Source organism: Variovorax sp. RO1, from assembly GCF_002849325.1.
GTDB lineage: Bacteria > Pseudomonadota > Gammaproteobacteria > Burkholderiales > Burkholderiaceae_C > Variovorax.
In genome coordinates, this window is record NZ_PKMT01000006.1 from 160,623 (window position 1) to 177,646 (window position 17,024).

Below are 17,024 nucleotides of genomic sequence, written 5' to 3' on the forward strand. Positions count from 1 at the left end.
AAGACATGCACCGTCGCCACCTCATCGCCCTGGCCGCCCTGGGCGCCACCGCCGCAACCCTGCCCGCCTGGGCCCAATCGAACGAGATCCGCATCGCCCACGTCTACAGCAAGACCGGCGCGCTGGAGGCCTATGGCAAGCAGACGCAGACCGGCCTGATGATGGGCCTGAACTACGCCACCGGCGGCACGATGATGGTCAACGGCAAGAAGCTCGTGGTCCTCGAGAAGGACGACCAGGGCAAGCCCGACCTGGGCAAGTCGCTGCTGGCTGCCGCGTACTCCGACGACAAGGCCGCGCTCGCGGTCGGCCCGACCGCTTCGGGCGTGGCGCTGGCCATGCTGCCGGTGGCCGAGGAATACAAGAAGATCCTGATCGTCGAGCCCGCCGTGGCCGACTCGATCACCGGCGACAAGTGGAACAAGTACATCTTCCGCACCGGCCGCAACTCGAGCCAGGACGCCATCTCCAACGCCGTGGCCATCGACAAGGCCGGCGTCACCGTCGCCACGCTCGCACAAGACAACGCCTTCGGCCGCGACGGCGTGAAGGCCTTCGGCGCCGCGCTGAAGAAAGCCAAGCTCGCGCACGAGGAATACCTGCCGCCCACGACCACCGACTTCACGGCCGGCGCGCAGCGCCTGATCGACAAGCTGAAGGACCAGCCGGGCCGCAAGATCATCTGGATCGTCTGGGCCGGCGCGGGCAATCCGTTCAAGATCGTCGACCTCGACCTGAAGCGCTACGGCATCGAGATCGCCACCGGCGGCAACATCCTGCCGGCCATGGCGGCCTACAAGTCGCTGCCGGGCATGGAAGGCGCGGCCTACTACTACTTCGGCATCCCGAAGAACCCGGTGAACGAGGCGCTGGTCGCGGCCCACTACAAGGAATTCAAGACGCCGCCGGACTTCTTCACGGCCGGCGGTTTCTCGGCCGCAATGGCGGTGGTGACGGCGCTGAAGAAGACCAACGGCGACACCAACACCAACAAGCTCATCAGCACGATGGAAGGCATGAGCTTCGACACGCCCAAGGGCAAGATGACCTTCCGCAAGGAAGACCATCAGGCGATGCAGTCGATGTACCACTTCAAGATCAAGGCCGACCCCGCCTTCGCGTGGGGCGTGCCGGAGCTGGTGCACGAGATCAAGCCTGAAGAGATGGACATCCCCATCAAAAATAAGCGCTGAACACGCGCTGATCGCCCCCTGAACCCGCGGCGCGCATGCAGGCGCCGCCCCCTTTTCGCCCCGGATGGCCGCCGGGCGAAGCGCCAGCCTGCGTCCGCGCAAGTTGCCGCGCTCCACGGCCGATTCGTCAGTCTGCAAGCAAGCGTTCGATACATAAACCAATAGGAGACAGCGATGCCAGCGATGCGATGGAACAACTGGAAGGGGTTTGCCGCAGCAGCGGTGATCACGGCGGCGGCGCAGGCCGCCACGGCGGCCGTGCCACTGCCGGCGCTCGGCGCCAACCCGGCGGAGGTGAGCGTGTCCGGCCTGTCGGCCGGCGGCTTCATGGCGGTGCAGTTGCACGTGGCCTACTCGGCCACCTTCAAGCGCGGCGCGGGCGTGGTCGCAGGCGGCCCGTACTACTGCGCCGAAGGCTCGGTGCTCAACGCCACCGGGCGCTGCATGACGCACAGCACCAGCATTCCGGTGTCGACGCTCGTGAGCACCACCAACAGCTGGGCTGCCAGCGGCGCGATCGACCCGGTGTCGAACCTCACCAACTCCAAGGTCTACCTGTTCTCGGGCACGTCTGACAACACCGTCAAGCAGCCGGTGATGGACGACCTGAAGACCTATTACCAGAGCTTCGTGCCGGCCGCCAACACGGTCTACAAGAACAACCTCGGCGCGGGCCACGCGATGGTCACCGACGACTACGGCGGCGCCTGCAGCACCACGGCCGCGCCGTACATCAACAACTGCGGCTTCGACCTCGCGGGCGAGATCCTCACGCAGCTGTACGGGCCGCTGAACCCGCGCAACAACGGCACGCTCGGCGGCACCTTCACCGAGTTCAACCAGTCGGAGTTCGTCACCGGCCATGGCGTGGCCGCCACCGGCTGGCTCTACGTGCCGCAGGCCTGCACCACTACCTCGTGCCGCGTGCACCTGGTGCTGCACGGCTGCAAGCAGAACTACACCGACGTGAGCGACCAGTACGTCAAGAAGACGGGCTACAACCGCTGGGCCGACACCAACAACATCATCCTGATCTATCCGCAGACCAGCACCGCGGCCACCAACAGCTGCTGGGACTGGTGGGGCTACGACAGCGCCAACTACGCCAAGAAGTCGGGCCCGCAGATGGCGGCCATGAAGGCCATGATCGACCGCGTGACCGGTTCGGCCGGCGGCGGCGGGCTGCCGGCGCCCACGGGCGTGGGCACCTCGGGCGCGACCAGCAGCAGCATGGTCGTCGGCTGGGCCGGCGTCTCGGGCGCCAGTGGCTACAACGTGTACCGCGGCGGTAGCAAGGTCAACGCCTCGCCGGTGGCCGGCACCAGCTACACCGACACCGGCCTGGCCGCGTCGACCACCTACAGCTGGACCGTGGCCGCGCTGAACGCGAGCAACGTCGAAGGCGCGATGTCGGCGGCCGCCACGGGCGCGACCACAGCGGGCCCGGGCGGCGGCGGGGGCACGTGCTACACCGCGAGCAACTACACGCACACCATGGCCGGGCGCGCCTATGCGCTGTGGGGCCTGACCTATGCCAACGGCTCGGGCCAGTCGATGGGCCTGTGGAACATCTACGCCATGACCACGCTGAAGCAGACGGGCACCAACTACTACGTGATCGGCACCTGTTGAGGCCGCTCACCGAACACTGATTTTTTTCGATTCGCAAGGACCTTTCCACAATGCTTGAGACCCGGGATCTGACCATCCGCTTCGGAGGGCACGTGGCCGTCAACAGCGTGAGCTGCGCATTCGCGCCAGGCACGCTGACGGCCATCGTCGGCCCCAACGGTGCGGGCAAGACCACTTACTTCAACCTGATCTCCGGGCAGCTCAAGGCCACGGCCGGCACGGTGTCGCTCGACGGGCAACCGTTGTCGCACCTGTCGCCGTCGGCGCGCACGCACGCCGGGCTGGGGCGCGCGTTCCAGCTCACGAATCTGTTCCCGAACCTCACGGTGCTGGAGAACGTGCGGCTCGCCGTGCAGGCCACGCGTGCCGGCGCGCACCGCAACGGGCTCAACCTGTGGAGCATCTGGAGCGACCACAAGGCGCTGACCGAACGCGCCGACCAGATCCTGACCGACGTGGCGCTCGAGCCGCGCGCCCACGCCACGGTGGCCAGCCTGCCGCACGGCGACCAGCGCAAGCTCGAGGTGGCGCTGCTGATGGCGCTCGAGCCCAAGGTCTTCATGTTCGACGAGCCCACGGCCGGCATGCACGCGGCCGAGGCGCCCGTCATCCTCGACCTGATCCGCAAGCTCAAGCAGGACAAGACCAAGACCATCCTGCTGGTCGAACACAAGATGGACGTGGTGCGCGAACTCGCGGACCGCATCATCGTGCTGCACAACGGCACGCTCGTGGCCGACGGCGAACCGGCCGAGGTGATTGCCTCGCCCGTGGTGCAAGAGGCCTACCTGGGCATCGCGAAGGAGGCCGCATGAGCGCCGACAACCTGTTGACCCTCGAAGGCGTGCAGACGCACATCGGGGCGTACCACATCCTGCACGGCGTCGACCTGGCCGTGCCCAGGGGCCAGCTCACCATGCTGCTGGGCCGCAACGGCGCGGGCAAGACCACCACGCTGCGAACCATCATGGGCCTGTGGCATGCGTCGCAGGGCAGGGCGCAGTTCGACGGCAAGGACATCACGGCCATGCACACGCCGCAGATCGCCGGACTCGGCGTGGCCTATGTGCCCGAGAACATGGGCATCTTTTCCGACCTCACGGTGAAGGAGAACATGGTGCTGGCCGCGCGCGGCGCGAAGAACGCCGACGCCATCGACGACACGCGGCTGAAGTGGATCTTCAAGCTCTTCCCCGCGGTCGAGAAATTCTGGAACCACCCGGCCGGCAAGCTGTCGGGCGGGCAAAAGCAGATGCTGGCCGTGTCGCGCGCCATCGTCGAGCCGCGCCAGCTGCTCATCGTCGACGAGCCGAGCAAGGGCCTGGCGCCCGTGATGATCAACAACATGATCGAAGCCTTCGGCGAGCTCAAGCGCAGCGGCGTGACGATCCTGCTGGTCGAACAGAACATCCACTTCGCCCAGCGCCTGGGCGACACCGTCGCGGTGATGGACAACGGCCGCGTGGTGCACAGCGGCTCGATGGCCGCGTTTTCCGCCGATGCGCAACTGCAGCAATCGCTGCTCGGACTTGCCCTATGAAACTCGACTTCGACTGGAAGCCACTGCTTCTTGCCCCCGTTCTCGCGCTCGTCGCGCTGCCGCTCACCGGCTCCTTCTCCACCTGGCTCACGCTCACGGTGGCGGGCCTGGCGATGGGCATGATCATCTTCATCATCGCCTCGGGCCTCACGCTGGTGTTCGGCCTGATGGACGTGCTGAACTTCGGCCACGGCGTGTTCATTGCGCTGGGCGCCTTCGTGGCCAGCAGCGTGCTCGGCCTCATGGGCGACTGGACTGGCTCGGGCGAGCTGTGGCGCAACCTCGTGGCCGTGTTCCCGGCCATGCTCGCCGCAATGGCGGTGGCCGGCGCCATCGGCCTGGCCTTCGAGCGTTTCATCGTGCGGCCGGTGTACGGCCAGCACCTGAAGCAGATCCTCATCACGATGGGCGGCATGATCATCGGCGAGGAGCTCATCAAGGTGATCTGGGGCCCGGCGCAGATTCCACTGCCGCTGCCCGAGGCGCTGCGCGGCTCGCTGCTGATCGGCGACGCCGCCATCAGCAAGTACCGCCTGCTCGCCGTTGCGGTCGGCGTGGTGGTGTTCGGCGTGCTCGCCTGGACGCTGGGCCGCACCAAGATCGGCCTGCTCATTCGCGCCGGCGTGCAAGACCGCGAGATGGTCGAGTCGCTGGGTTACCGCATCGGTCGTCTGTTCGTTGGCGTGTTCGTGGTGGGCAGCGCGCTGGCCGGCCTGGGCGGCGTGATGTGGGGGCTGTTCCAGCAGAACCTGGTGCCGCAGATGGGCGCGCAGGTCAACGTGCTGATCTTCATCGTGATCATCATCGGCGGACTGGGATCGACCGGCGGGGCGCTGCTCGGCGCGCTGCTGGTGGGGCTCATGACGAACTACATCGGCTTTTTGCTGCCCACGCTCACGCAGTTCGCGAGCATCTTCCTCATGGTGGCCGTGCTGCTGTGGCGCCCGCAGGGCGTGTATCCCGTGGCGAACCGTTGAGGAGAAAGCCGTCATGTTCCTGAAACGACTTCTCTCCAACGACATGCCGCGCAGTCGCCTGCTGGCGCTGCTGCTGGTGGCGCTGTTCCTGGCGCTGGCGTTCGCGCCGTTCCTGTTCCCGGGCGTGAAGGCGCTCAGCGTCGCGGCCAAGATCCTGGTGTTCGTGGTGCTGGTCGCGAGCTTCGACCTGCTCTTGGGCTACACCGGCATCGTGAGCTTCGCGCACACGATGTTCTTCGGCATCGGCGCCTACGGCATCGCCATCTCGGCGTCGCGGCTGGGGCCCAACTGGGGCGCGGTGCTGGTGGGGTTGGGTGCGTCGCTCGCCATCTCGCTCGTGCTCTCGCTGGCCATCGGCCTCTTTTCACTGCGGGTGCGCGCGATCTTCTTCGCGATGATCACGCTGGCCGTGGCTTCGGCATTCCAGACGCTGGCCTCGCAGCTGTCGGACTTCACCGGCGGCGAAGACGGCCTGACCTTCAAGCTGCCCGAGCTGATCTCGCCGAGCTTCGAGTTCGCCGAAGAGCCGTTCCTCGGCGTCTCGCTCGACGGGCGGCTGCTGTGCTACTACCTGCTGTTCGTGGCGGCGGTGGTGCTGGTGCTGGCGATGCTGCGCATCGTGAACTCGCCCTTCGGCCGTGTGCTGCAGGCCATCCGCGAGAACGAGTTCCGCGCCGAGGCCATCGGCTACCGCGTGGTGGTGTACCGCACCACGGCGGCCGTGCTGTCGGCGCTGTTCGCCACGCTGGCCGGCGCGATGCTCGCCATCTGGCTGCGCTACAACGGGCCCGACACTTCGCTGAGCTTCGAGATCATGATCGACGTGCTTCTCATCGTGGTGATCGGCGGCATGGGCACGATCTACGGCGCGGCCATCGGTGCGGTGCTGTTCGTGGTGGCGCAGAGCTATCTGCAGGACCTGCTGCGCATGGGCAGCGAAGCCGCCAGCGGCCTGCCGTGGCTCGCGGCGCTGCTGTCGCCCGACCGCTGGCTGCTGTGGCTGGGCGTGCTGTTCGTGCTGTCGGTCTACTACTTCCCCACGGGCATCGTTGGCAAGTTGAGGGCGAGGGCGGCGAAATGAATGACGGCAACAACAACAGCACCATGACGCCGTCATCGCACTACGCCCAGCTCTGCGGCCGTGAAATTCACTGGCTCGATTGGGGCGCCGCCAACGCGCCCGTCGTCATCGCCTGGCACGGCCTGGCGCGCACCAGCCGCGACATGGACGAGCTGGCGCAGCACTTCGCGGCGCGCGGCTTTCGCGTGATCTGCCCCGACACGCTGGGGCGCGGCCTGAGCCAGTGGAGCCCGGCGCCCGACGACGAATACACGCTCGCGTTCTACGCGCGCCTGGCCAATGCGCTGTGCGACGAGCTGCGGCTGGGCCGCGTGCACTGGGTGGGCACCTCGATGGGCGGCGCGATCGGCACGGTCTGCGCGTCGGGCCTGTTCGAGCCGCGCATGAAGGCGCGCATCGCCAGCCTCACGCTCAACGACAACGCGCCGCAGCTCGCGCAGGCCGCCATCGAGCGCATCCGCGCCTATGCCGGTGATCCGCCGGCCTTCGACACGGTGGCCGAACTCGAGGCGTTCTTCCGCACGGTCTACAAGCCCTACGGCTGGCTCAGTGATGCGCAGTGGCGCCGCCTGACCGAAAGCTCCACGCGCCGGCTGGCCGACGGCCGCGTCACGCCGCACTACGACCCGGCGATGGTCAAACAGTTCAGCGCGCACGACAACGACTACCTGATCTGGCCGCACTACGACGTGATCGAGGCGCCGGTGCTGTGCCTGCGCGGCGCCGAGTCCGACCTGGTGCTGCCCGAGGTGATCGACGAGATGCACCGGCGCGGGCCGGGCGCGGCCGGGCGCCTGCAGGTGATCGAGGTTGCGGGCTGCGGTCACGCGCCCGCGCTCAACGTGGCGGAGCAACTGGACCCGATCGAAGGGTTTATTCGCGCGGCCGGTCGTTGAAGGCACGGCCGGATCACAATCCGGCCGACTTCAACTCCAAGACCACCTCGCCATGGCCCTCTCGATGTACGACCTGTCCGTGCCGGTTTTCACGCGCGGACTCGGCCAACTCACCCACCTGCTCGACAAGGGCCTCGCGCATGCGAAGGCCCAGGGCATCGATCCGGCGACGCTGGTCGACGCGCGGCTCGCGCCCGACATGCTCACGCTGGCCGGCCAGATCCAGCGCGCGAGCGACGCCTCGAAGCTGGGCACGGCGCGCATCGCGGGCATCACCGCTCCGAGCTTTCCCGACGAAGAAAAGACCTGGGACGACCTGCTGGCGCGCATCGTGAAGACGCAGGACTTTCTGGCGACCGTGGACCGCGCGCTCATCGACGGCCAGGAAGAACGCCCCGTGACCATCAAGGCGCGCGAAGGCGAAGCGCACTTCACCGCGCAGCGCTACCTGCTGCAGTTCGCACTGCCGAACTTCTTCTTCCACGTGACCACCGCCTACGACGTGCTGCGCCACAAGGGCGTGCCCGTCGGCAAGATGGATTACCTCGGCCGCTTCTGAGTTTGTTCAGACGCGGCGCGCCGCCAGCGCGTACATCAGCGGAATGCGCGGCATGCCTTCGGGCGGCGCCATGCGCCGTCCGCCCATGTCACGCATGCCCTCGAAGGGCTTCCAGCCGTTGGTGTACGGGTACTCCTCGAAACGCTCGATGACCAGGCCCGCCTGCGCGAGCGCGGTCGTCACCTGGCCCACGCCCCAGGTGAACTCGAAGCTCGGGTGCGGGTTGCGAAAGCCCTGCACGCCGGGCATCGGTCGGTCGTCCGGCACGAGGCCGTCGCCCGATTCGGCCACGTAGTCGCCCACGCCTTCCTCGGGCACGGGCGCGTCGTTGAAGTAGTCGTAGTGAAACTTCCACTGCGGATCGAACACCAGCGCGAACGGGTGGAACTCGACGATCACGAAGCGACCGCCGGGCTTCAGCAGCTGTGCCACGCCGCGCGCCCACGCGCCGAGGTCGGACAGCCAGCACAGCGTGCCGTACGAACAGAACACGAGGTCGTGGCGCTCGCCGCGCGCGGCGGCGGCCTCGAAGTAGTCGTAGACGTCCGCGCGTTCGAAGCGCGCCGCAACGCCCGAGTCGGTTGAAAGCTTGGTGGCGAAGTCGATGGCTTCGTCGGAGATGTCGACGCCGGTCACGTGTGCACCGCGGCGCGCGATGCTCAGGCTGTCTTGTCCCGCGTTGCACTGCAGGTGCAGCACCGAGAGGCCGTTCACGTCTCCGAGCAGGGTGCTTTCCTCGGGGAACAGCGTGGAGCCGCCCGCGCGGAAGAAGGCGGCCTGGTCACCCTTGTGGCTGTTGTGCGCGACCGTGGCTGCGTTCCACGACTGGCGGTTGGCTTCGTGCAGGTCTTTCTTCATGGTGTTGTCGTGTCTGGTCGGGTCGGCCAGCCCGCCAGATGGCGTTCGGCAATGCCCGTGAGTGCGGTGATCCACGCCGGGCTGTCGTTGAGGCAGGGGATGTAGCCGAAGCGTTCACCACCCGCGTGCAGGAAGGCTTCGCGACCTTCCATCGCAATCTCTTCGAGCGTTTCGAGGCAGTCGGCCGGAAAGCCCGGGCACACCACGTCGACGTGCTTCACGCCGCTGGCGCCGAGTTCGCGCAGCGTCGGCTCGGTGTAGGGCTCCAGCCACTTGGCGCGGCCGAAGCGCGACTGGAAGGTCGTGCGGTACTGCGTGGACGCCAGGCCCAGCCGCGCCGCGAGCAGGCGCGCGGTTTCGAGGCACTGCGCCTCGTAGGGATCGCCGAGCGCGATGTTGCGCGCGGGAATGCCGTGGAAGCTCATCACCAGCAGCTCGCCGCGGCCTTCGGTCTTCCAGTGCTTCTCGATGCCCTGGGCCAGCGCCTCGATGTAGGCGGGGTCGTCGTGGTACTGGTTGACGAAGCGGAATTCGGGCACGCGGCGCTGGCGGCGGCTCCACGCGTTCACCGCGTCGATCACGCTGGCCGTGGTGGTCGCCGAGTACTGCGGATAGGCCTGCAGCACCAGCACGCGCGTGGCGCCCTCGGCCTGCAATGCGTCGAGCCGCGAGGCGATCGACGGGTTGGCGTAGCGCATCGCGTCATGCACCGTCACGCGGTGGCCGCGTTCGCCGAGCCAGCCGGCCAGCAGGGTGGCCTGCTTCTGCGTCCAGACCTTGAGCGGCGAGCCCTCGGGCAGCCAGATGCTCGCGTACTTCGCAGCCGACTTCGCGGGCCGCGTGCGCAGGATGATGCCGTGCAGGATCAGCGCCCAAAGCACCCTGGGAATCTCGACCACGCGCGGGTCGCCCAGGAAGTCGGCGAGGTAGGGGCGCACCGCGGCGGCGGTGGGCGCATCGGGCGAACCGAGGTTGCACCAGAGCACGGCGGTGCGGTCGTTCTTGCTGTTCTGACTGTCTTGGGGGGCGAGAGGCATGCGATATTCTCAGGCATGACTTCCGCTTCCCCGGCGCCCGGCGGCGCCACGCAGCTCGACATCTCGCGCATTTCGGCGATCACGCTCGACCTCGACGACACGCTGTGGCCGATCTGGCCGACCATCGAACGCGCCGAGCGCGTGCTGCACGAGTGGCTGCTGCGCGAGGCGCCCAAGACGGCCTCGCTGCTGCTCACGCCGGGCGTGCTGCGCGAGCTGCGTGAAGCCACCGCCAAGGAGCGTTCCGACCTCGCGCACGACCTGAGTGCGCTGCGCCGCGAGTCGATCCGCACGGCGCTCACGCGCGCGGGCGAAGACCCGGCGCTGGCCGACCCGGCCTTCGACGCCTTCTTCGAAGAGCGCCAGCGCGTCACGCTGTACGACGACGCGCTGCCGGCGCTCAAGTGGCTCAGCGAGCGCTACCCGCTGGTGGCGGTGTCGAACGGCAACGCCGACATCCACAAGACCGGCGTCGGCCGGTGGTTCCGCACTGCCTTCAATGCGCGCGCCTTCGGCAGCGGCAAGCCGCACGCGCCGATCTTCCGCGCCGCGGCGGCCTCGGTCGGCCTGCTGCCCAAAGACGTGCTGCACGTGGGCGACGATGCCGCGCTCGATGTGGTGGGCGCGCTCAACGCCGGCATGCAGGCGGCGTGGCTGGTGCGCGACGAGCGCCCGTGGGAGCACGGCGCGCGGCCGCAGCTGATCGTGCCGAACCTGCACGCGCTGTGCATCGCGCTGGGCGCTTGAGCTTTCTTCGGGTCAGCGGAACACGGGTCGAAAGAAACTGCGTTCGTAGCTGACGATGCAGCGCGTTTCCTCCGCGTAGCGGAAGGCGGCCTGGCAGTCGGCGTCCTGCATCGAGTCGGCACGGTAGGTTTCGTACGCGGCGAGGCTGGGGAAGCTGAACATCGCCAGCGCCACGTTGTTCGCGCCTTCGGACGGCAGGAAGTAGCCGTGGTGCTGGCCGCCGAACTTCTCGACCAGCGGAATCCAGAGCTTGCCGTAGTGCTCGAATTCCTTGAGCTTGAAGGGATCGACGATGTAGCGCAGGTAGCAGGTGATCATGGGTGACGGGGGTCTAGGGACTATCGGCGCGGCCCGAGCGGCACGCGGCTGCCCGGACTATAGTTTTGCGGCTGCCTCCTTTCACTGCTTTCTTCATCGCGTCCGCGCGAATTTCCTCCCATGCATCTCTCCACCTGGCTCCTCTTTTGCGGCGTGACCCTGCTCGTCGCCTTCACGCCCGGTCCGGCCGTGCTGCTCGCGGTCTCCAATGCCATCACCGTCGGCCCGCGCCGCGCGATGATCAGTTCGCTGGGCAACGCCTGCGGGCTCTTCCTGGTGTCGGCCGCCGCGATGGGCGGGCTGGGCGTGGTGCTCAACACCTCGGCCACGGCCTTCATGGTGCTGAAGGTGGCGGGCGCGGGCTACCTCGTGTACCTGGGCATCCGGCAGTGGCGCAGCCGCACGAGCGTGTTCGCCGAGCTGCAGCCTTCGGGTGCACCGGCACCTTCGCGTTCCGCACGCCGGCTGTTCGGGCATGGCGTGACGGTGGCGCTGACCAACCCCAAGGGCATCCTGTTCTTCTCGGCGCTGTTCCCGCAGTTCCTCACGCACGACGCGCCGATCCTCACGCAGTTCGCCGTGCTCACCACGACCTTCGCGGCCGGCTCGGTGCTGGCGCACGGCTCGTACGTGCTGCTGGCGCGCCTGCTGAAGAAGCAGTTCGCGAACCCGAAGCGAGCGCAGCTCTTCAACCGCGTGTCGGGCGGTGCCTTCGTGCTGCTGGGGTTGAGCCTGCTGCGCCTGCGCAACAAGACGGCCTGAGTCGGCCGTCGCTTTTCAGTCGAGCCCGAAGCGCTCGCGCAGCGCCGCGCAGAAGTCGGCGGTGCCGCTGAGCGAGAGCGTGAGGGTGTCCAGGCGCGGGTTCTCTTCCTGCGTGCGCTGCACGTCGCAGTCCCACATCGCGCCTTCATCGAGCGCGCCGCGCGCCCCCGGGAAGGTGCCCTCGGCCCAGGCCAGCACCAAATCAATCTCGGCTTCCACCTCGGGCGTGCGCTCGGGCGGGGTCGAGGCCATGGCGTCGAAGGTGCCGTGGTCTTCGGTGTCTTCGCTGTAGTCGAAATCGAGGTAACGCAGGGTCGTGGTCATGGGGTCACGGCGTGGCCAGCGCGCGCGCGACGGCCAGTCCGTTGAGGACGGCGCCTTCGAGCGTGGCGGGGTAGGGGCCTTCGGTGTAGTCGCCGCAAGCCTGCAGCCCCGGCGCAATGATGGCTGGCGGGCGCGCCAGGCCGGGCGTGCAGGCGAAGGTGGCGCGTTTTTCGACCACGGTCTGGATCGGCGTCAGGCCTGGTTGCCCGAGCTGCGCGCCGGCCTGGGCGAGCACCTGTTTTTCGAGCGTCTCGCGCGGCGTTTCGTTGGCGCTCACGACGAAAGCGAGCACGCCCGCAGGTCCGCCGAGCTGGCCGCGATCGAACACGAACTGGGCCGGTGCGCTGCCCGGCTGGCTGCGCAGCGCGAGCATCGGTTCGGCCAGTGGCGCGGCGCCGCGCACGTAGACCGTGGCAATCGCCTCGAAGCGCAGCGACTCGGTGACGTTGCACCAGCGCGACGCAGCGGGCAGGCCGGTGGCGCGCGCGAGCCGTGCGGCGTCCCAGGGGGCGCCGGCGAGCACGGCCTGGTCGAAGAGTTCGTCATCGACGCGCCACTGGCCGCCTTCGGGCGCGATGGCGCGCACGCGGTGCCCGATGCGCGTGGTGGCGCCGTGCTGGGCGAGCCACGCCAGCGCGGCGTCGGGCAGCAGCGCGCCGAGGTCGACGCGCGGCAGCAGCAGGTCGGCACCGCCGCGCCCGCTGAACAGCGCGTCGTGCAGCACGCGCAGGAACACCTGACCGCTCGACTGCGACACGGGCGTGTTCAGCGCCGAGACGCACAGCGGCTCGATCAGCTCCTGCATGACGCGCGGCGTGAGCCCGGTGCAGAGCGCGGCGACGCTGGTGCCGGGCGCGCAGCGAAAGCCCGCGAGGCGCCAGCGCACGGCGGTGGACAGCAGCGCGGCCTTGTCGCGCCAGCGCCAGCCGCGTGCCGTGAAGATGCCGATCAGCAGATCGAGCGGGGGCGGCCGGCCCGCGGGCAGCTGCAGCCCGCCGCCGTCGGCAAAGCGCAGCGAGAGCGGCAGGCGCTGGAGGGCGGTGTCAACATCCACACCCACGTCGCGCATGAGCGCCAGCGTGGCGGTGTAGGCGCCGATCAGGATGTGCTGGCCGTTGTCGAGCGCCATGCCATGCATGTGATCGACCCGCCGCGCCCGCCCGCCGGCCATCGGCGCGGCTTCGAACAAGGTGACGGCGTGGCCGAGGCGCGTGGCCTCGACGGCGCAGGCGAGGCCGGCCCAGCCGGCGCCGATGACGGCGAGCCTCATGGGCACGAAGGGTGGGGCGTCATATCCGGCCCAGCGCCTGGACTTTCCATGCCAGCCACAGCTTGCGCACGGGTGTCAGGCTGACGCGCTGGTTCAGCACCTGGAAGTCGTCGCCTTCGATCTCGCGCAGCAGCGTGCGGTAGATGCTGGCCATCATCAGGCCGGGCTTCTGCGTGCGGCGATCGGCCAGCGGGAGCAGGGCCAGCGCTTCGTCGTAGGCGGCGTGGGCGCGCTGGGCCTGGAACTTCATGAGCGCGACAAAACGGTCGGAATGGATGCGGTTGAGGATCTCGTGCGCCTTCACGTCGAACTGCTGCAGCTCGTTGACCGGCAGGTAGATGCGACCGCGCAGCGCGTCTTCGCCGACGTCGCGCAGGATGTTGGTGAGCTGCAGCGCCAGGCCGAGCTTGTGGGCGTAGGCGGTGGTCTGCGGATCGGTCTGGCCGAAGATGCGCGCCGCGACTTCGCCCACCACACCGGCCACCAGGTGGCAGTAGCGCACGAGGCCGGGAAAGTCGAGATACCGGGTCTGGTCCAGGTCCATCTGGCAGCCGTCGATCACCTCGTGGAGCTGGCGTGCCTCGATGCCGTAGGCCGCAACATGCGGCATGAGCGCCTGCATGACCGGGTGGCGCGGCGTGCCGGCAAAGGCCTGGGCGACCTCGGTGCGCCACCAGGCGAGCTTGGTGGCGGCCACGCCGGGGTCGGTCACTTCGTCGACCACGTCGTCGACCTCGCGGCAGAAGGCATAAAAAGCCGTGATCGCGGCGCGCCGCGGCTTGGGCAGGAACAGGAAGGCGTAATAGAAACTGCTGCCCGAAGCGGCGGCCTTGTCTTGCACGTATTGCTCGGGATTCATCGGGGAGGCGCTGCTTTCATGGGGCGTGATTGTCTCCGCATCCGCCATGCCTTCCAGAGCAGCACCGGCGCATCGGCCTTGCCGACGGTGGGGCGCTGCGTGAAGGTGTCGAAGCCCAGGTCCTCGATCTTGTCGAGGATGCGCAGGCCGCCCTGCACGACGAGGCGCAGCTCCCAGCCCACGCGGCCTGGCAGGCGGTGCACGAGCGGGGCGCCCTCGGTCATGAGTTCGCGGGCCCAGAAGGCCACCACGGCGATCAGGTTGATCGCCTCCTGCGGCGGCGGGGCCGGCGACAGCGGTTCGAAGACCTTGAAATGCTCCGACGTCAGGCCGCGCCGCGCGCAGTCGGTGCGCGGAAAGTAGAAGCGCCCGCGCGGCAGGTCGACGCTCGGGTCTTGCCAGAAGTTGATGAGCTGCAGCGCGCTGCAGATGGCGTCGCTCTGGGCCAGCGCCTGCGCATCGGTCACGCCGTACAGGTGCAGCAGCAGCCGGCCGACCGGGTTGGCGGAGCGGCGGCAGTAGTCGAGCAGCTCGGCGCGGTCGGCATACGTGCCGCGGTCGCGGGTCTTCTCGATGTCCTGCATGAAGGCGCTGAGCAGGTCGGCGAGCAGGTCTTCGGGCAGGCGGTACTCGGTGATGGCCCAGGCCAACGGGCCGAACACATGGGGCCAGCGCGAGTCGGGCAATGCTTCGCCGCGCGCGGCGGCGGCCAGTTCCTCGCGGTAGGCGCGCAGCTCGGCCACGCGCGCATCGGGCGAGGCGTCGCCCTCGTCGGCGATGTCGTCGGCGGTGCGGGCAAAGTGATAGATCGCGGCGATCGGCGGGCGCAGGTGCGGCGGGCACAGCCACGAGGCCACGGGGAAGTTTTCGTAATGGGCCGGCGCAGCGGCGTGGGGGGGAGTGGCGGACACGCCACGATTGTCGGCGACGTCATGTCCGGGCACTATGCTGGCGGCGTCGCCACTTTCCATCTCTCTTTCGCCCATGACGATGAAAGCAACTGCCGCGGCTTCCGGGACCTCGCTTCCCGCTTCGGGCGACACCGCACATCCGGCCGGGCCGGGGCTGATGATCGCGGCGCTGGGCGTCGTCTTCGGCGACATCGGCACCTCGCCGCTGTACGCCTTCAAGGAGACGATGAACCCCGAGCACGGCGTGCCGTTCTCGCCCGATGCGGTGCTGGGCCTGCTCTCGCTGATCTTCTGGGGCCTGATGTTCGTGGTGACGCTCAAGTACGTGGTGTTCGTGCTGCGCGCCGACCATGACGGCGAAGGCGGCATCCTGGCGCTGCAGGCGCTGGCGCGAAACGCGGTGTCGGGCTCGAAGACCCGGCCCTGGGTGTGGCGCGGGATCGGGCTGCTGGGCCTGGTGGGCGCGGCCATGTTCTACGGCGACAGCCTGATCACGCCGGCGATCTCGGTGCTGTCGGCGGTCGAGGGCCTGGAGGTGCAGGCGCCGGTGCTGCAGCGCGCGGTGATCCCGATCACGGTGGCCATCCTCATCGGGCTGTTCATGGTGCAGAAAAAAGGCACGGGCGTGGTCGGCAAGATCTTCGGGCCGGTGATGCTGCTGTGGTTCCTGGTGCTGGGCCTGGCCGGCCTCTGGCAGGTGCTGCAGCAGCCGCAGGTGCTGGCGGCGCTCGACCCACGCCGGGCGGTGGGCTTTCTGGTCGAGCACCGGGCGCAGTCGCTCGCGGTGCTGGGCGCGGTGTTCCTGGCGTTCACGGGCGGCGAGGCGCTGTATGCCGACATGGGGCACTTCGGCGCCAGGCCGATCCGGCTGGCGTGGATCTTCATCGCGCTGCCGGGACTGGTGCTCAACTATTTCGGGCAGGGCGCGCTGGTGCTGGCGAACCCGGCGGCCATCGACAACCCGTTCTTTCGGCTCTTTCCGTCGTGGGGCGTGCTGCCGATGGTGGTGCTCGCCGCGATGGCCACGGTGATCGCTTCGCAGGCGGTGATCTCGGGCGCCTTCTCGCTTACTGCGCAGGCGATGCGCATGGGCTACCTGCCGCGCATGCGCGTGGTGCAGACCTCGGGCACGGCCATCGGGCAGATCTACGTGCCGGCCGTCAATTGGCTGCTGATGGTGGGCGTGCTGCTGCTGGTGTTGGGCTTCCGCAGTTCGGGCGCGCTGTCGGCGGCGTACGGCATTGCCGTGTCGATCACGATGGTGACGACCACGCTGCTGGCCGGCATCGTCGCCTGGGGCCTCTGGCGCTGGAACAAGGTGGCGGTGGTGGTCGGCGTGCTGGCCTTCGCGGTGGTCGACCTGACTTTCGTGGTGTCCAACAGCCTGAAGGTGGCCGAGGGTGGCTGGCTCACGCTGGCGGTGGCGGCCGGGGTGATGGTGCTGTTCACGACCTGGGCCAAGGGCCGGCGCCTGGGCCTGGAAGCGGCGGCGGCCGACAGCCTGCCGCTGCGCCCGTTCGTCGAGTCGCTGGCGCGCCACCTGCCGCACCGGGTGAGCGGCACGGCGGTGTTCCTGAACCCCGACGCCACGGCGGTGCCGCACGCGCTGCTGCACAACCTCAAGCACAACCAGGTGCTGCACGAGCAGGTGATCGTGCTGCGCGTGCTCTCGTGCGACACGCCGCGCGTGGACGCGCGCCTGCGCATCGAGGCCGACCAGCTGATGGACGGCATCTGGGTGGTCACCGCGCGGCACGGCTTCATGGAGCGGCCCGACGTGCCCGAGTTCATCCGCATCCTGGCCTACCAGAAGACGCTGGCCATCGACTCGATGAAGACCTCGTACTTTGTCTCCCGCGCCTCGGTGGGTGAGGAGAACCTGCCGGGCATGAACCCGGTGCGACGGGTGCTGTTCGGCTGGCTGCAGCGCAACGCGGGCCGGGCATCCGATTACTTCGAGCTTCCCGACAACCGGCTGGTCGAGATGGGGCAGCGGACGTAGCGCAAAGCAAACATTTGCTCAACTGACCCGCGGGTCATTGACACTGTTTAACGTTTAC

The 17,024-nt window shown here is 68.5% G+C and carries 18 protein-coding genes; 11 read left to right on the forward strand and 7 right to left on the reverse strand.

From position 1 onward, the window contains the following. Nucleotides 1–5 precede the first annotated feature (5 nt). The 8 genes from CY658_RS25825 (at nt 6) to CY658_RS25860 (ending at nt 7,878) form a co-directional block, all read left to right on the forward strand. On the forward strand, nt 6–1,193 hold the full coding sequence (locus CY658_RS25825) for a substrate-binding domain-containing protein (RefSeq protein ID WP_101492913.1): 1,188 nt from the start codon (nt 6–8) through the stop codon (nt 1,191–1,193). 174 nt (nt 1,194–1,367) lie between these two features. Next, nucleotides 1,368–2,825: an extracellular catalytic domain type 2 short-chain-length polyhydroxyalkanoate depolymerase gene (locus tag CY658_RS25830; RefSeq protein WP_101492914.1), complete on the forward strand. Its 1,458-nt coding sequence runs from the start codon at nt 1,368–1,370 to the stop codon at nt 2,823–2,825. Between the two features lie 50 nt (nt 2,826–2,875). Continuing rightward, nucleotides 2,876–3,640 carry an ABC transporter ATP-binding protein gene (locus tag CY658_RS25835; RefSeq protein ID WP_101492915.1) on the forward strand — a complete coding sequence of 255 codons (765 nt, stop codon included), beginning with the start codon at nt 2,876–2,878 and terminating at the stop codon, nt 3,638–3,640. After that, entirely contained in the window at nt 3,637–4,365 is a 729-nt protein-coding gene (locus CY658_RS25840; protein WP_101492916.1) for an ABC transporter ATP-binding protein, read from the forward strand. Before CY658_RS25835 ends, CY658_RS25840 begins: the two co-directional genes overlap by 4 nt. Next, nucleotides 4,362–5,342, forward strand: a complete 981-nt coding sequence (locus CY658_RS25845) for a branched-chain amino acid ABC transporter permease (protein WP_101492917.1) — start codon at nt 4,362–4,364, stop codon at nt 5,340–5,342. The genes CY658_RS25840 and CY658_RS25845 overlap by 4 nt, the downstream gene beginning before the upstream one ends. Nucleotides 5,343–5,355: 13 nt before the next feature. After that, nucleotides 5,356–6,423 (forward strand): branched-chain amino acid ABC transporter permease, encoded by a 1,068-nt coding sequence (locus tag CY658_RS25850; RefSeq protein ID WP_101492918.1) that lies wholly within the window; start codon nt 5,356–5,358, stop codon nt 6,421–6,423. 23 nt (nt 6,424–6,446) lie between these two features. Then, nucleotides 6,447–7,319: an alpha/beta fold hydrolase gene (locus CY658_RS25855; RefSeq protein WP_101493090.1), complete on the forward strand. Its 873-nt coding sequence runs from the start codon at nt 6,447–6,449 to the stop codon at nt 7,317–7,319. A 52-nt stretch (nt 7,320–7,371) separates the two neighbouring features. After that, complete coding sequence (locus CY658_RS25860; protein WP_101492919.1) at nt 7,372–7,878, forward strand: DUF1993 domain-containing protein; 507 nt, start codon at nt 7,372–7,374, stop codon at nt 7,876–7,878. A 6-nt stretch (nt 7,879–7,884) separates the two neighbouring features. Here the strand turns inward: CY658_RS25860 and CY658_RS25865 are convergent, their stop codons facing one another. Beyond that, nucleotides 7,885–8,736, reverse strand: a complete 852-nt coding sequence (locus CY658_RS25865; RefSeq protein WP_101492920.1) for a class I SAM-dependent methyltransferase — start codon at nt 8,734–8,736, stop codon at nt 7,885–7,887. Continuing rightward, entirely contained in the window at nt 8,733–9,773 is a 1,041-nt protein-coding gene (gene hemH / locus CY658_RS25870; RefSeq protein WP_101492921.1) for a ferrochelatase, read from the reverse strand. The genes CY658_RS25865 and hemH overlap by 4 nt, the downstream gene beginning before the upstream one ends. Nucleotides 9,774–9,788: 15 nt before the next feature. Here hemH and CY658_RS25875 point away from each other — a divergent pair, with 15 nt between their 5' ends. Then, the gene (locus tag CY658_RS25875; RefSeq protein ID WP_101492922.1) at nt 9,789–10,520 is read left to right on the forward strand and encodes an HAD family hydrolase; all 732 of its coding nucleotides are present in this window, start codon (nt 9,789–9,791) and stop codon (nt 10,518–10,520) included. A 12-nt stretch (nt 10,521–10,532) separates the two neighbouring features. Here the strand turns inward: CY658_RS25875 and CY658_RS25880 are convergent, their stop codons facing one another. Next, entirely contained in the window at nt 10,533–10,838 is a 306-nt protein-coding gene (locus tag CY658_RS25880; protein ID WP_062475864.1) for an NIPSNAP family protein, read from the reverse strand. A 120-nt stretch (nt 10,839–10,958) separates the two neighbouring features. On the opposite strand from CY658_RS25880, the gene CY658_RS25885 reads away from it, so the two are divergent. Then, entirely contained in the window at nt 10,959–11,600 is a 642-nt protein-coding gene (locus CY658_RS25885; RefSeq protein WP_101492923.1) for a LysE family translocator, read from the forward strand. Between the two features lie 15 nt (nt 11,601–11,615). Here the strand turns inward: CY658_RS25885 and CY658_RS25890 are convergent, their stop codons facing one another. Genes CY658_RS25890 through hpnC form a run of 4 tightly spaced genes read right to left on the reverse strand, consistent with a single transcriptional unit; the run spans nt 11,616 to nt 15,024 of the window. Beyond that, nucleotides 11,616–11,924 carry a hypothetical protein gene (locus tag CY658_RS25890; RefSeq protein WP_101492924.1) on the reverse strand — a complete coding sequence of 103 codons (309 nt, stop codon included), beginning with the start codon at nt 11,922–11,924 and terminating at the stop codon, nt 11,616–11,618. A gap of 4 nt (nt 11,925–11,928) precedes the next feature. Further along, nucleotides 11,929–13,194: a hydroxysqualene dehydroxylase HpnE gene (gene hpnE, locus CY658_RS25895; RefSeq protein ID WP_101492925.1), complete on the reverse strand. Its 1,266-nt coding sequence runs from the start codon at nt 13,192–13,194 to the stop codon at nt 11,929–11,931. A 19-nt stretch (nt 13,195–13,213) separates the two neighbouring features. Next, complete coding sequence (gene hpnD, locus CY658_RS25900) at nt 13,214–14,053, reverse strand: presqualene diphosphate synthase HpnD (RefSeq protein WP_101492926.1); 840 nt, start codon at nt 14,051–14,053, stop codon at nt 13,214–13,216. Then, a complete protein-coding gene (gene hpnC, locus CY658_RS25905; RefSeq protein WP_180839057.1) occupies nt 14,050–15,024 on the reverse strand; it encodes a squalene synthase HpnC in 975 nt (324 codons plus the stop codon). Before hpnC ends, hpnD begins: the two co-directional genes overlap by 4 nt. Nucleotides 15,025–15,043: 19 nt before the next feature. Here hpnC and CY658_RS25910 point away from each other — a divergent pair, with 19 nt between their 5' ends. After that, nucleotides 15,044–16,966: a potassium transporter Kup gene (locus tag CY658_RS25910; RefSeq protein ID WP_441351221.1), complete on the forward strand. Its 1,923-nt coding sequence runs from the start codon at nt 15,044–15,046 to the stop codon at nt 16,964–16,966. The last annotated feature ends 58 nt before the right edge of the window (nt 16,967–17,024 follow it).

What these genes read in the sequence shown, in the direction of transcription:
- CY658_RS25825 (WP_101492913.1), top strand. Translation starts at nt 6, where the DNA reads ATGCACCGTCGCCACCTCATCGCCCTGGCCGCCCTGGGCGCCACCGCC.
- CY658_RS25830 (WP_101492914.1), top strand. Translation starts at nt 1,368, where the DNA reads ATGCCAGCGATGCGATGGAACAACTGGAAGGGGTTTGCCGCAGCAGCG.
- CY658_RS25835 (WP_101492915.1), top strand. Translation starts at nt 2,876, where the DNA reads ATGCTTGAGACCCGGGATCTGACCATCCGCTTCGGAGGGCACGTGGCC.
- CY658_RS25840 (WP_101492916.1), top strand. Translation starts at nt 3,637, where the DNA reads ATGAGCGCCGACAACCTGTTGACCCTCGAAGGCGTGCAGACGCACATC.
- CY658_RS25845 (WP_101492917.1), top strand. Translation starts at nt 4,362, where the DNA reads ATGAAACTCGACTTCGACTGGAAGCCACTGCTTCTTGCCCCCGTTCTC.
- CY658_RS25850 (WP_101492918.1), top strand. Translation starts at nt 5,356, where the DNA reads ATGTTCCTGAAACGACTTCTCTCCAACGACATGCCGCGCAGTCGCCTG.
- CY658_RS25855 (WP_101493090.1), top strand. Translation starts at nt 6,447, where the DNA reads ATGACGCCGTCATCGCACTACGCCCAGCTCTGCGGCCGTGAAATTCAC.
- CY658_RS25860 (WP_101492919.1), top strand. Translation starts at nt 7,372, where the DNA reads ATGGCCCTCTCGATGTACGACCTGTCCGTGCCGGTTTTCACGCGCGGA.
- CY658_RS25865 (WP_101492920.1), bottom strand. Translation starts at nt 8,736, where the DNA reads ATGAAGAAAGACCTGCACGAAGCCAACCGCCAGTCGTGGAACGCAGCC.
- hemH (WP_101492921.1), bottom strand. Translation starts at nt 9,773, where the DNA reads ATGCCTCTCGCCCCCCAAGACAGTCAGAACAGCAAGAACGACCGCACC.
- CY658_RS25875 (WP_101492922.1), top strand. Translation starts at nt 9,789, where the DNA reads ATGACTTCCGCTTCCCCGGCGCCCGGCGGCGCCACGCAGCTCGACATC.
- CY658_RS25880 (WP_062475864.1), bottom strand. Translation starts at nt 10,838, where the DNA reads ATGATCACCTGCTACCTGCGCTACATCGTCGATCCCTTCAAGCTCAAG.
- CY658_RS25885 (WP_101492923.1), top strand. Translation starts at nt 10,959, where the DNA reads ATGCATCTCTCCACCTGGCTCCTCTTTTGCGGCGTGACCCTGCTCGTC.
- CY658_RS25890 (WP_101492924.1), bottom strand. Translation starts at nt 11,924, where the DNA reads ATGACCACGACCCTGCGTTACCTCGATTTCGACTACAGCGAAGACACC.
- hpnE (WP_101492925.1), bottom strand. Translation starts at nt 13,194, where the DNA reads ATGAGGCTCGCCGTCATCGGCGCCGGCTGGGCCGGCCTCGCCTGCGCC.
- hpnD (WP_101492926.1), bottom strand. Translation starts at nt 14,053, where the DNA reads ATGAATCCCGAGCAATACGTGCAAGACAAGGCCGCCGCTTCGGGCAGC.
- hpnC (WP_180839057.1), bottom strand. Translation starts at nt 15,024, where the DNA reads ATGGAAAGTGGCGACGCCGCCAGCATAGTGCCCGGACATGACGTCGCC.
- CY658_RS25910 (WP_441351221.1), top strand. Translation starts at nt 15,044, where the DNA reads ATGAAAGCAACTGCCGCGGCTTCCGGGACCTCGCTTCCCGCTTCGGGC.